We start from the raw sequence: 13,533 nt of genomic DNA, 5'->3' as shown, positions 1-13,533 counted from the left end.
GGCCCGCAATAAGGAACCTAATCATATGACATTAGATACAAAGGCGGCCACATGGCTTGCCCGGAAACCGGCATTTCTCTGGTTGCCCCGCCTGATGCTGGCGGCCATGTTTGTGGAAAGCGGGGTCGATAAGCTCCTGCATTGGCAGGCCTATGTCACCGAAGCGGCGGCTCATGGCATTCCGCTGGCTTCCCTGTCTCTGAGCCTTGCGGCCATTGTGGAGATCATAGGTAGCGCGGCCTTGATCAGTGGGGTGTTTGTGACGCCGGCTCTGCTCGCCCTTGCCCTCTATTCCCTGACGGTCAGTTTTTTTTATTTTGATTTCTGGAACATGGTCGAACCGGCCTCGATCATGGCGCGCAAAGCGTTTCTGAAAAATCTGGCTGTCGCTGGGGGCTTGCTGAGCTGGTGGGCTCTGACTCTCGGTAATCGTCACTCGGAGATAAGGGCATGAGCCCTTCATCGGCTTCCATGCGCCCGTCCGGCGCCTTCGCGCCCCTGCGCCAGCCGGTATTTGCCGTGTTGTGGGCCGCCACCGTGCTGGGCAATACCGGCTCATTCATGCGCGATGTCGCCTCAAGCTGGCTGATGACCGATTTGTCGGGATCCCCGGCGGCGGTGGCGATGGTGCAGGCGGCGGCCACCCTGCCGATCTTTTTGCTGGCCATTCCGGCGGGTGTGCTGACCGATATTCTGGACCGGCGTAAGCTTTTGATCTTCATTCAGCTTTTACTGGCATCGGTTAGTCTGGCGCTGGTGGTCTTGTCGGCGAATGGCCTGATGAGCGTGGAATGGCTGATCGGTCTGACCTTTGTGGGCGGAATTGGCGCGGCACTGATGGGGCCGACCTGGCAGGCGATTGTGCCGGAACTGATCAAAAAGCCAGATGTCAAAAACGCCATCGCCCTCAATTCACTGGGCATCAATATCGCCCGTTCCATCGGCCCGGCCGCCGGTGGGCTGCTGCTGGCATCGTTTGGCGCCGCCCTGACCTACGGGGCGGACGTGGCGACTTACGGTTTCGTGATTGCCGCTCTGCTGTGGTGGAAGCGGCCCAAGACCGAAGCCTCAGACCTGAAAGAATCGTTCTCCGGCGCGTTCCGGGCCGGGATGCGCTATGTCAAGGCCAGCCGCGAACTGCACCGCGTCCTGATGCGCGCCGCCATATTCTTTGCCTTTGCCAGTGCGGTCTGGGCCTTACTGCCGCTGGTGGCCAGGACCCTGCTTAAGGGCGACGCGGCCTTTTACGGCCTGATGCTGGGGGCCGTGGGGGCCGGGGCGATTGGCGGGGCCTTGCTCCTGCCGCGGTTGCGCCAAAGGCTGAACGCTGATGGCCTGATGCTGATGGCGGCTATCGTCACCGCCGCCGCGATGACGGTTTTGGCCGCCGCACCGCCCAAGGTGCTGGCGGTGATCATCCTGCTGTTTATGGGCGCGGCGTGGATCATAGCGCTTACCACCCTTAACGGTACGGCTCAGTCCGTCCTGCCGAACTGGGTGCGCGGGCGGGCTTTGGCAGTTTATCTGACGGTATTTAACGGGGCTATGACGGCGGGCAGTCTGGGGTGGGGGGCTGTGGCGCAAGTTACCAATGTGGCGACGACTCTGGTGATCGCGGCCGCAGGCTTATCTCTGGCGGGGCTGATTTTTCACCGCTTTAAGCTGCCGGTCGGTGAGGCCGACCTGACGCCGTCGGTGCACTGGCCGGAGCCGGTCAGGCTCGAAGCCATCGACCATGATCGCGGGCCGGTCCTGATCCTGATTGACTATAAAATCCTCAGTGAAGACCGCCCGGCCTTTTTGGCCGCTCTCAAAGATCTGTCGTTTGAGCGGCTGCGGGACGGGGCCTATAGCTGGGGTGTCAGCGAGGACAGCGACGATCCTGAGCGGATCACCGAATGGTTCATGGTCGAATCGTGGGCCGAGCACCTGCGTCAGCACCAGCGCGTTTCAAAGGCTGATGCTGACCTGCAGGCGGGGGTGTTACGCTTTCATTCGGGGCCTGATCGGCCGGTGGTGCGGCATTTATTGGCGTTAAGCTAACATTCGAACACTGGGTTCGCGTTCAAAGAAGCGCAGGGCCGCCTTATCGATAAAGTTCTCGGCAAAGACCACGCCGTCATCGTGCACCACACCGGCCTTATCGAGCAGGGGATGGCTTTGCGGCGTATGGCCAATGGCTTTCAGGTGGCCAAAGGCATCCATCACAAATTGTATGGCGGCCCCTTCGATCATCAGAGCTTTGCAGCCCTCATCGGACAGGCACACAAAGATGGCGTCAAACAGGGCCGACGGTGCGCCCTGAAGCTGGGCATCGGCGGGCATTAATTTGCCGTCCGACAGTTTGGCCCCGCCGACCTTAGGCGCGATGAGGACGGCCTTAGCCCCCGCATCGGTCACGGCGGTCTTTACCTGTTTCAGCAGGGTGGCATCGGTGCCATCGGCGATAAGAATCCCCACGGCGCGCCCCATAAGGGTGGCTTTAAGATTCTTCTGGATCGACAGGGCATCTGACGCGGGCAGGTCAAACGGCGCGCTGGCCGCCTTGGCCTTATCCGGCAGGGGCATGTTCAGGCCGTCGGCCACGCGCTTGGCCAGTTCATCGGTGACATTGCGCAGATTGGCCACCATGCGCTCACGGACGGGGGCTAAACCGACCTTGGACAGTTCAAACACAAAGCTTGAGGCTATGTGGGCCTGCTCGGACTCGGTTTGCGAAACCCAGAACAGGCGGGCCTGAGAATAATGGTCGGCAAATAGCTCGGGACGTACGCGCAGCTTATCGCCCTGTTCGTCGTGATCAGAGCGACCCGCATCGGTCTTGAAACCGGTCACCGGACATTCGCGCGGCCCGCCCGGTTCGCCAAATTCGGCCAGTGAGTTGGGCTCATAGTTGGCGCGGCCCTTGGGGACGTTCATCTGCATCATGCCGTCGCGTTGGAAGTTCATGACCGGGCATTTCGGCGCATTGATCGGCAACTGATGGAAGTTGGCTGTGCCCAGGCGTGATTTTTGAGTATCGAGATATGAGAACAAACGGCCTTGTAACAATGGATCATTGCTGAAATCTATGCCGGGCACGATATTGGCCGGGCAATAGGCGACCTGCTCAGTCTCCGCAAAGAAGTTGTCGGGATTGCGATCCAGCACCATGCGGCCGACGATTTTGACCGGCACGACCTCTTCGGGAATCAGCTTGGTGGCATCAAGCACATCATAGGGCAGACTGTCGGCAAAGGCTTGATCGAACAGTTGCACACCAAGCTCCCACTCCGGGAAGTTGCCGGTGTCTATGGCTTCATAAAGGTCGCGGCGGTGGTAATCATTATCGGCGGACTGAAGCTTAAGCGATTCTTCCCACACCACTGATTGCAGGCCCAGCTTAGGCTTCCAGTGGAACTTGACGAAGGTCGATTTGCCCTTGGCATTGATAAAGCGGAAGGTGTGGACGCCGAAGCCTTCGATAGTGCGCAGACTGCGCGGAATGGTGCGGTCGGACATGGCCCACATCAGCATGTGGGTGGTCTCCGGCATCAGCGAGGCGAAGTCCCAGAAGGTATCGTGGGCCGATCCGGCCTGCGGATAGCCGGTATTGGCTTCCATCTTTACCGCGTGGATCAGGTCGGGGAACTTAATGGCGTCCTGAATGAAAAAGACCGGAATATTGTTGCCGACCAGATCCCAGTTGCCCGCCTGGGTGTAAAATTTAACCGCAAAGCCGCGCACATCGCGGGGGGTGTCAACTGAGCCTGCGCCGCCTGCCACGGTCGAAAAGCGCGCAAATAAAGGCACTTTTTCACCTACGCGCTGAAACAGATCAGCGGTGGTGACGTCTGACAGCTCTTCGGTGAGTTCAAAATAGCCGTGCGCGGCCGACCCTCTGGCATGGACGATGCGCTCAGGTATGCGTTCATGGTCAAAATGAAAAATCTTTTCACGCAGGATAAAGTCTTCGAGCAGGCTGGGGCCACGCGCCCCGGCTTTCAGGCTGTTCTGGTTATCCGGTACGCGCAGGCCCTGATTGGTGGTCAGGTGCCCATCAGCCGTATGGGGGCCCTTTTCCGGCACATGCTGGTGCGTTTCGCCGCCGTTACCTTTGACCGTGTCAAAGTGTGTTTTGTCGTCCATGAGGAGTCCCCGCTTAAGGTTATGATTGTGGCAGTTCGCGGGGACAATGCGCCTTACGGGCGTAAAGATGCAGTCTGAAAGGGGGCTAATTTGGTAAAGGGCGTGCGTGCGGCACGCTCAAAAGGTTAAGCTTTGTATACGATCACAAAACCAAGCCAAAATGTAACATGAGTTGAAGCGGATTGTGTTTGAAAAAACTTGCAACTTTGTGCGTCGCAGCATATTGTAAAGGTGTTCAGCGTTTCGACGCTGATTGCCCTTCCTGGGCGTTTCCTCCCTGTAGACTTTAGCCGGACATTCGTGTCCGGCTTTTTTTTGCCCAGAATCGAGGCACGAGATCTGGCCATGAAAAAACCGCCGAAATCATTTTCGGCGGTTTTGGGAGGCTAAAATTATGGCAGTTGCGTTGCGGGCGCCAGCGGGCTGTCCATTGGACTATCGGACTCTGTTATAACTCGGCCCTCTTCGGGGATCAGGAAGACCGGCATCAGGCGGCGCGGTGTTGCCTTGGCCGTAAGGTAAGCCACCGGCACCGACAGCATCAGCGCAAAGGCAGCTCCGGCGGTCATCAGCAAGGTTTCGGGCGCGAAGATAGACGCGACCAGCAACAGCCCCATGCCGATCAGGGTGTGGGCGGTAAAGCGCCGCGCCAGTTCATCGGCGGAGACTTCGTATTCCGAGCGGCGCTGAGATTTCCAGCCGCTTTTCCGGCCCGACAGGATCGACGCCACCATAAAGGCGTGGCTGATCATCACCACCGGCGCGATCAGGGTCGATAACACCGTCTCGACGATCAGGCTTAAAGACGCGCGCACGCCGCCGCCAAAGCCAGAGCGGGTCTCAGCATCGCGCAGAACGACGATGGCCGCCAGAACCTTGGGCACAATGAGGAACGCCATGGTCACGGCGAACAATCCGGCCAGAGGCCCGACGGAGGCGGCAGCCGGGGTGATATCAGCGGCGGCCAGAGCTGCGCCAGTCATAACCATACCCACCCACATCGGGGCCAGCAGGTAGTTGAACACCCCGCGCAGCAGATGGAAACGGTTGATCCCGTGCAGGCCCGAAGCCCCAACCACGGCGGCATGTTGCAGATTGCCCTGACACCAGCGGCGGTCCCGACCCAATGTGTCCATCAAGCTGGGCGGGCTTTCCTCAAATGATCCGTCAAGGTGCGGGGCCATGTGCACGGCCCAGCCGGCGCGGCGCAGCAGGGCGGCCTCAACAAAATCGTGGCTCATAATATGCCCGCCAAACGGCGCACGACCGGGCAGATGCGGCAGACCGGCGGCCTCGGCAAAGGCGCGGGTGCGGATGATGGCGTTGTGGCCCCAGAAATTGCCCTCAGACCCGGACCACCACGCAATGCCGCAGGCGGCAACCGGCCCGTAAAGTCTGGCGGCGAATTGTTCACAACGCGCAAACAGGCTTTTGCGGTTGATCAGGCGGGGCGCGGTCTGGATCAGGCCAACGCGGGGGTGGCGCTCCATCCCGCCCGCCAGTCGCACCAGCGTGTTGCCGCTCATCAGGCTGTCGGCATCAAGCACGATCATGTGGGCGTAAGCCCCGCCATGACGACTGACCCAATCGGCGATATTACCCGCTTTGCGGTCGGTATTGATCGGGCGGCGGCGGTAATAGATACGCGGCGCACCGCTTAAGCGCTGCATCTTGAGAAAGGTGGTGCGCTCAGTCTCTGCCACGACCGGATCTTGCGTGTCGCTCAGGACAAAAATATCGAACCGATTGCCTTGCAGGGTGGCGATCAGGGACTGACGGATGGTATCGAGCCGCCCCACGACCGCATGGGCATCCTCGTTGCAGATCGGCATGAGAATAGCGGTTTTCTGGGTCAGCAGCGGGATCGGCCCGTCCGGAAATAGCCCCAGATCGTCTTGGCGTTTAAGGTATACCCATACGCCCGCCAGGGATGAGATAAAGGCAAACGCCATCCAGGTGAACAGAAAGCCCGCCAGACCTAAAAACACCATCTCCAGCGGGTGAAAGCCCTGATAGCTCAGGCTCGCCGCCAGCACGCCAATACCGCTAACCCCGATCAGCAGCGATAGGCCAAAGATGAACAGCCGCCGCCAGATCATGTGGCGCGGTGAGGTCGGGATGAGCGCCGATGACAAGGTGCCTTCGGTCAGGGACTGCACCGGCATGTAGAGCGGGGCCTCAGACGGCATGACCGGCGTGTGAGGTTCGGTCACCGGCTGGCGGATGCCAAAGGCGGGGCCCAAGCGGCCTGCAAATCTCAGTAAGTCCATCTGAACATCCATGTTTCCGTGAGCGCCGTAGCGTCTTTGTGCAGCGCAAGCCGCAGATCCGCTGTTTTTGCCTGTTCGGGTTGGAGGTGGCCCAATTCCAGGTGAAACCACGCGCGGATAACGCCGCGATCGTTTAGGGTTTGCAGCCTGACGGCGCTTAACGTCCCGGCGGAGGCTTCCGCCACGGCGGTAAGGGTTTCGGGGTCGATGCCTTTCAGGGCAAAATCGACCATGAACACCCGGCCATAGCCATTGATGTCCTTACCCGTGCGGGTCTGAACCACACGGCCGATCGTCTGGATTTGCGGATCAACCGAAGGTGATCCCCACATGACAGTATAGTGATAAGTGTGGCCGCGGTTAGGCTGAAGCGGGGCAGAGGGCCGCCAGAAGGCCACAATGTTGTCAAAACCCTCAGTATTGGACGGCAGTTCAATCAGATGCACGGCACCCTTGCCCCAATCACCTTTGGGGGTGACATAGCCGCTGGGGCGCAGGTCATAGCGGGCTTCGTAATCCTCAAATACCGCCTGAGATTGCTCGCGTTGCATCAGGCCAAAGCCTTTAGGGCCGGTATCCTGAAAGGCGCTTTCCTCAACGTGAGGCGGGTTGGTCAGGACGCGCCAGATGGCCTCATCGCTGCCGGTGCGCAGTTGCAAGCCGTCGGCATCATGGACAGCCCCTCTGAAATCATCAAAGCCGCCCTGATCGGCAGGGCCATAGAGATACATGGCCGTCAGTGGCGCAATACCGACCATATCGAGCGTCACGCGCGGGAACAGGGTGCATTGAATATCATAAACGGTCGCTGTGCCCGGCGTGATCTTGAACGCATAGGCACCAGAGACGCTGGGGCTATCCAGCAGGGCGTAGACCTGAACGGACGTATCGCCCGCCTTGGGGCGTACGATCCAGTAGCTGCGGAAGATCGGAAATTCTTCGCCGCGCGCGCTGGCGGTCGCAAGCGCCAGTCCGCGACCCGACAGGCCGTAGGTTTGGTTTGCGGCTAAAGACCGGAAATAGCTGGCCCCCAGAAACACCGCCATTTCATCCATGCCGGGGACATTATGGGCGTGGATGCGAAACCCGGCATAGCCGATATCACCGGCAGGGGCCGTGGCTGAGCGCGGATCGAAAGTGAACTGTGAAGCCTCATAACGAAACGGCGTCGCCTTGCCGTCATGGACTTCAAAGATGTCGATGCGCTCACGGCTTAAGCCGCCGCGATGGAAAAATTCAAGGTGATAGCCTAAGCCCGCCTGTTTCCACGGCCCATGTTCCGGCTTAAAGCGGATGCCGCGATAGGCATCATAGCCGAGGCTGGCCAGTTCGGCGGGCAGTTCGGTTGAGGGGGCCACATAGGGGCGGGCGGTTTTTCGCGCCAGATCGATGACGGTCTGAAAGCCAAAATTTGGGGCGCTCATTGCACGCGCGGGCGCAAGCATGGTCGTGGCCATGGCCGCCGCACTGATCCCGCTCACAAACTGGCGTCGCTTCAAACTCATCCTATCCCCAAAACACACAACTCGTCACCTGAATGCGGCTGCGTTCAGGTCTGAACTCAAAGCGGCACACCCTTTGGGCTTAAAGGGTCATGCGGCGGGTCATTAAGAATCCGTCTGTTGAAATTGTGCTCAGAGGTCGCCCTCTGAACCCTGCTGTCTTATGCAGCGAACGGAAACCGTCGGCGGGCCTTTAAGGTCATGAGGCAACCGCTTGGGGCGTTAATGGCCTGACTTATCCCGGTGTCCCAATTTCCGGGACCCCACAGACAACGTCACAAAGGACACAAACCGGGGAGGAATACAGCGCCTGCCTTGAAACAGGCCGCCGTCCGTGTCGCAATCCTTAAGACGCAATTAACCAGTTACGGTTTCGGGTTGTAAAAATTCGATAAGGAACGCGCACCAATTACAACAAAGGCGAGTTATGAACGGTTGATTTCGCCTGTCTGGTGTCAAATCTGACACACTCAAACACCGTCAGGTGTGGCTTTTAGGGTAATTTTTCACCAACGGTTACGCCGTGTCACGACCAGCGGCACGCTTGGTAAGGTGTATGGTCTTACCAAAAAATCGCTATATCTGACACAGCGTGTTGAAGTCTGAGAATTTTTAGAGTCATATGTGCGCCAGAGTCAGGTTACCGCACACGTACGCGGTCATAACGGTCACTACGTCGCTGAGTGATCGAACACATAAAACAAGCGGCAACACGGGATATTGCACTGCGGGCCATGTACGGTCGCAGAAAAGGGAACGCTATGAGTGAATCAACGGGGGGCACCGCAGCCCCGCAGCCGGGCACCATGCCTGAGAGCCGGATGAGCAAATACCGCTGGGTGATCGTCACCCTTTTGTTTATCGCTATTGGCATCAACTATATCGACCGCCAGATGATCGGCATTCTGAAGGGGACGCTTCAGAAAGACCTGCAATGGACGGAAATCGAATATGCCAATATCGTTTTCTGGTTTCAGTGCGCCTATGCCATCGGCTTTCTGACCTTCGGACGGGTTATCGACAGGGTCGGGGTTAAGATCGGCTATGCCGTCGCCTTTACCATCTGGACGATTGCTTCGATCGGCCACGGCCTGATCCATACGGTGACGCAGTTTGCTCTGGCCCGCTTTGTTCTGGGCTTTGGCGAATCGGGCAGCTTCCCGTCCTCGCTTAAGGCCGTGTCGGAATGGTTTCCGCAAAAAGAACGCGCGCAGGCTGTCGGCATTTTTAACGCCGGGACGGCCATGGGCCCGATCATCACACCGCTTTTGGTGCCCGCGATTACGTTGGCGTTCGGCTGGCGCGCCGCCTTTATCTCTATCGGTATTGTGACGGCCCTGTGGCTGGTGGCGTGGATGCTGATGTACCGTCAGCCGGAAAAGCACCCCAAGGTCAATGCCGCTGAGCTGGCGCACATCCGCTCGGATGTCGATCAGCACTCCGGTGAAGCGATTGAGAAAATTTCGTGGTTTAAGCTTTTGACCTTCCGCGGCACCTGGGCCTATGCGCTGGGTAAGTTCCTGACCGATCCGATCTGGTGGCTTTATCTGTTCTGGTTGCCGGACTTTTTGGGCAAATCTTACGGGCTTGACCTCAAAAGCTTCGGGCCGCCGCTGATTGCTATCTATATTCTTGCCGATGTCGGCTCGGTCGCGGGCGGCTGGTCATCCTCCAAGCAGATTCAGATGGGCCGCACGCCCAATGCTGCCCGTAAGACCACCATGCTGTTGTGTGCGTTTGCGGTCATACCCATCGTGTTCGCGCAGTTTGTAGGTCATCTGTGGGGCGCGGTGGCCATTATAGGTCTGGCGGCTGCGGCTCACCAGGCCTGGTCAGCCAACCTGATGACCCTGCCGTCGGATATTTTCCCAAAGGCAGCGGTGGCTTCGGTCATCGGCATCGGCGGCACGGCGGGCGCCATCGGCGGCATGCTGATGACCACCTATAACGGCTATATTCTTGAGTTCTTTGGCTCTTATCAGCCGATCTTCATTGTGGCGGGCAGTGCCTATCTGGTGGCGATTACGGTCATCCACCTGCTGACGCCGCACCTCAAGCGGATACCGATCGAGAAAATCCGGGTCGGCTAACAGGACAGGACTACTCAAGCCGCCATTGAGGCGGCGGCCAAGGTGGCGCAGCCGCCGCCCGGCGAGGGACTAAAAATAAAGCGCCGCTCTCCTATGGGGGCGGCGCTATTTTTTTAATAAACGCCTGATGATGCCCTGCCCCTTATGGACGATGGTGTGCTCAATCGTATTGGGACGGCCCGCTAGCCCCCACACGGTAAAGACCACAATGGCATATATAATGAGGGCCGGGGCGACGACCAATCCAATGCTGATGACCTCAAGCCATATGCCTTTGTCAAACCAGACCAGCGGTTTCAGGCCATAAATCGTCGCGGCCATCGCAAGAAGGCCCAGCATATAGGGGACTAACGCGCCGATCTGGTCGCGGATTTTCAGGCCGATCAGGGTGCGTACGCTGAACATGGAGAAGATAACCACGGCGGTCGCGGCTATGGCCTGAGTGGCAATCGCGCCATAAACGCCGTACTGGCTGGCGGCAAACAACATGATCGGCAGCTTGACGGCCAGTTCGGCCATCCCGCGCATGGATGTAAACTGGTTGCGGTTCAGCACCATCGCCAGACATGGCAGCGGAAACGCCGGTAGCACAATCATCGCCGTCAGGGCCAGCGCGGTCAGATATGGCGCGGCCTCCAGCCACTTATCACCAAACAGTACATTGAGCACCGGCGTCGATAACATAGCCAGCGACAGCAAAACCGGCGTGATCAGCATCGGTATCCCGGCTGAGGCCTTGAGATAGGCCGCCCTCAGATCTTTGGGTGATTGAATAAGGGTGGCAAAGGCCGCATTAATCGGGCCGAGGGTCGGTAAAGCAATAGCCTGATAGGGGATGTTGACCATGTCGGTAGCTGCCGTAAATCGGCCAAAGGGCACAAGATCGATATAGCGCGGCAGGATCAGCCGGTCCATCTGCCAGTTCACGGACGAGATAAACTGCGTCAGCGTGCTCCAGCCAACGACATTGGCAAAGCGCGGCCATTCCTTAAAGGTCAGGGACGGCTTCATGGGCGCAAACACATAGGTCAGGGACACAAACACGACCGCCGTGGTGATGGTGCCGATGGCCAGCGCCCAGTAGCTGCGGGTCAAAATGGCCACCGTGGCGACAACAATCAGGGAGACACTTTTGGACGCCACATCCAGTATAAAACTTTTGCTGAAATCAAAGCGCTTGGTAAACAGGATGAGACGCGGGCTGATCAGGCCGCGCATAATGGGTGAGATCGCCAGACACGCAATCAGCGGCAGCAGGCGCGGCTCGTTGTAAAACAGCGACATGGGCCAGGCCAGCGCCCCCAGCACCGCCGCCACAATCAAACTGCGCATCAGGCCGAGCGTAAAGGCCGTGTTGAACATGTCATCGGTCAGATGGTCTTCGCGCAGCAGAACCGTGGTAATCGGCAGGTCAAGCACGGTCTCGACAATGAATACCGACGTCATGGCCATAGCGACCAGCCCGAAATCGGCGGGGCCCAAAAAGCGTGCCAGTATAAGCAGCGCAACGAAATCAAGCACCTTGGCCAGCAGGCGTCCGCTGATCGACCAAGCCCCGGCCTTGGCGGTGCGGCCTGATAAGGATGGGGTCGGGGTATCGCCGGGAGAGGGGGCGGGCTGGTCGGTCATCAGGTTTCCGGGCGGTACAGATTGACGGGCGAGATGCCCCGGCTATTGGCACACAGCGCGCGCGTAGGGCAAGGCGCGCGTCGATTATTACCATAGTTATAAGCCATTAGGATTTCCCTACCGGCTTTGAGTGTGGTCTGTGCGCCACAGGCGAGGCCTTAACGAACCACGGCCCCCGCCGTGTCGCAATTTACACAAATCTGTCACATGTTCATGCCGGTTCTGTCATATAGCGCCCCTATAAGCCCCTCTTAAGGCAAAAACGACCTTTGTTGTGGGGGAGAGCGGTCTTCGCTCTTCGACGCCTGTCAAACGTTGGAGACAAAGACATGATCAAATCCAGAAAATTCCGTATCGCGCTCATGACCGGTGGCGCTGCCCTCGGCGTAGCCCTGACGCTGGCCGCCTGCGGTGGTGCTGACGGCGTGGCTTCCCCTGGCGAAGGCATATTGGTCGGCGGCGGTTCATCGTCTTCGAGCAGCAGCTCAACGCCGGGCAATGGTACGCCGGCTACTGCCTGCCCGGCCGGCCTGCTCGATGGTGGCCTGGTCGCCAACAACACCTTGCGCGCCTGTCAGTTGCCAAACCTGATCACCGGTGATCTGGTTCTGAATAAGGTTGCTGGCGCTGTTTACTCCATCAACGGTCGCGTTCAGGTCGGTGACGATCTCGGCGCTAACCCAGCCGCCCCTTTGGCCGGTTCCAAAGGCACTCTGACCATCGCGCCGGGCGTGAAGATCTTCGGCTCGGCCGGTCTTGACTACCTGATCATCAGCCGCGGTTCGCAAATCTTCGCCTCGGGTACCGCCGCTGAACCGATTATCTTCACCTCCAAGCAAGGCATTGAAGGCACTGCAGGCGCCAACGCCATCGGTCAATGGGGTGGTCTGGTCATCGCCGGTCGCGCACCGACCAACGTCTGTCCATCCGGCGTGACCCCGCCGAACGTTGCCTGTTCCGAAGGTCAGGTCGAAGGCACCAACGCTTTCTACGGCGGCAACACAGCTAACGACAACTCCGGTATCCTGAAGTACGTTCGCGTGCAACATTCGGGCTTTGAAGTTCTGCCCGCCAAGGAACTGAACGGCATTACCTTCGCCGGTGTCGGTTCGGGTACTACAGTTGAGTATGTTCAGGTTCACAACTCGTCCGACGACGGCATGGAAATGTTCGGCGGCACGGTCAACCTGAAGCACATCATCCTGACCGGCAACGATGACGACAGCCTGGATACTGACAACGGCTACTCCGGTGCCTTGCAATTCCTGATCATCAAGCAACGCGATAACGGCGGTGACCGTCTGTTTGAAATGTCGAGCGCCGGTAACGCTGCTCTGATTTCGACGCCTAAGATTGCCAACGCTACGATTATACGTCGTTCGTCAGTTGCCTCGATGGGTATTGAGTTGAACTCAGGTACCGACCTTGCGATGGTAAACTCCGTTATTCATAATACGTCTTCGACCTCAGCTTTTGGCATCAACATGATAGCTGCCGCCACAGCGTCTGCGGCTCCGAGCTTCAACTCGGTATATATGTCGGGCTTTGCTTCACCTTTCGGTTCGTTTAGCTCTACTGCAGCTCTCAACAATACGGTCAACACGGCTTCCATTTTCAACGCAGGTTCCAACGTAACTTCCGCCGGAACCTCCACATTGGCTGATTTTGTCAACGGTGCCAATGAAGCGGCTGTGACCCCGGTCACCGGCACGGCTCTGACCAGCGTCTCTGCCACCTTCTCGACGACCACCTATATCGGTGCCGTCAAGGATGCCAATGACAACTGGTGGAAGGGCTGGTCTTGCGGTCTGGACAGCAACCCTTGCTAATCAAAGTATAAGCGCCTGATGCGGGGCGTCAGGCCGGCTATGGCCCGACGCCCTTTTTCCTTTTTTGATCAGCAAAGGTTTGATC

At 58.5% G+C, this 13,533-nt stretch carries 8 protein-coding genes; 4 read left to right on the top strand and 4 right to left on the bottom strand.

The features are described 5' to 3' along the window. Nucleotides 1-25: 25 nt before the first annotated feature. Both OVA03_RS07115 and OVA03_RS07110 read left to right on the top strand, forming a co-directional pair. Complete coding sequence (locus tag OVA03_RS07115) at nucleotides 26-454, top strand: DoxX family protein (RefSeq protein WP_267527435.1); 429 nt, start codon at nucleotides 26-28, stop codon at nucleotides 452-454. Continuing rightward, entirely contained in the window at nucleotides 451-2,043 is a 1,593-nt protein-coding gene (locus OVA03_RS07110) for an MFS transporter (protein WP_267527434.1), read from the top strand. Before OVA03_RS07115 ends, OVA03_RS07110 begins: the two co-directional genes overlap by 4 nt. Here OVA03_RS07110 and OVA03_RS07105 read toward each other — a convergent pair. The 3 genes from OVA03_RS07105 to OVA03_RS07095 all read right to left on the bottom strand — a co-directional run bounded on the left by OVA03_RS07105 (nucleotide 2,035) and on the right by OVA03_RS07095 (nucleotide 7,903). Further along, entirely contained in the window at nucleotides 2,035-4,128 is a 2,094-nt protein-coding gene (locus OVA03_RS07105) for a catalase (protein ID WP_267527433.1), read from the bottom strand. The genes OVA03_RS07110 and OVA03_RS07105 overlap by 9 nt on opposite strands. Nucleotides 4,129-4,520: 392 nt before the next feature. After that, nucleotides 4,521-6,398, bottom strand: a complete 1,878-nt coding sequence (gene mdoH / locus OVA03_RS07100; RefSeq protein WP_267527432.1) for a glucans biosynthesis glucosyltransferase MdoH — start codon at nucleotides 6,396-6,398, stop codon at nucleotides 4,521-4,523. Further along, on the bottom strand, nucleotides 6,386-7,903 hold the full coding sequence (locus OVA03_RS07095) for a glucan biosynthesis protein (RefSeq protein WP_267527431.1): 1,518 nt from the start codon (nucleotides 7,901-7,903) through the stop codon (nucleotides 6,386-6,388). Before OVA03_RS07095 ends, mdoH begins: the two co-directional genes overlap by 13 nt. A 758-nt stretch (nucleotides 7,904-8,661) precedes the next feature. Here OVA03_RS07095 and OVA03_RS07090 point away from each other — a divergent pair. Continuing rightward, a complete protein-coding gene (locus OVA03_RS07090; RefSeq protein ID WP_267527430.1) occupies nucleotides 8,662-9,990 on the top strand; it encodes an MFS transporter in 1,329 nt (442 codons plus the stop codon). A 105-nt stretch (nucleotides 9,991-10,095) separates the two neighbouring features. Here the strand turns inward: OVA03_RS07090 and OVA03_RS07085 are convergent, their stop codons facing one another. After that, a complete protein-coding gene (locus OVA03_RS07085) occupies nucleotides 10,096-11,619 on the bottom strand; it encodes an oligosaccharide flippase family protein (RefSeq protein WP_267527429.1) in 1,524 nt (507 codons plus the stop codon). A 329-nt stretch (nucleotides 11,620-11,948) separates the two neighbouring features. Between OVA03_RS07085 and OVA03_RS07080 the strand changes: the two genes are divergently transcribed. Then, nucleotides 11,949-13,448, top strand: coding sequence for a hypothetical protein (locus tag OVA03_RS07080; protein ID WP_267527428.1), 1,500 nt, complete (start codon nucleotides 11,949-11,951; stop codon nucleotides 13,446-13,448). Nucleotides 13,449-13,533 lie beyond the last annotated feature (85 nt).

The organism is Asticcacaulis sp. SL142 (assembly GCF_026625745.1).
Taxonomy (GTDB): domain Bacteria; phylum Pseudomonadota; class Alphaproteobacteria; order Caulobacterales; family Caulobacteraceae; genus Asticcacaulis.
The sequence above is the reverse complement of the archived record's forward strand: the minus strand, read 5'-3'. Positions and strand labels throughout refer to the sequence as shown.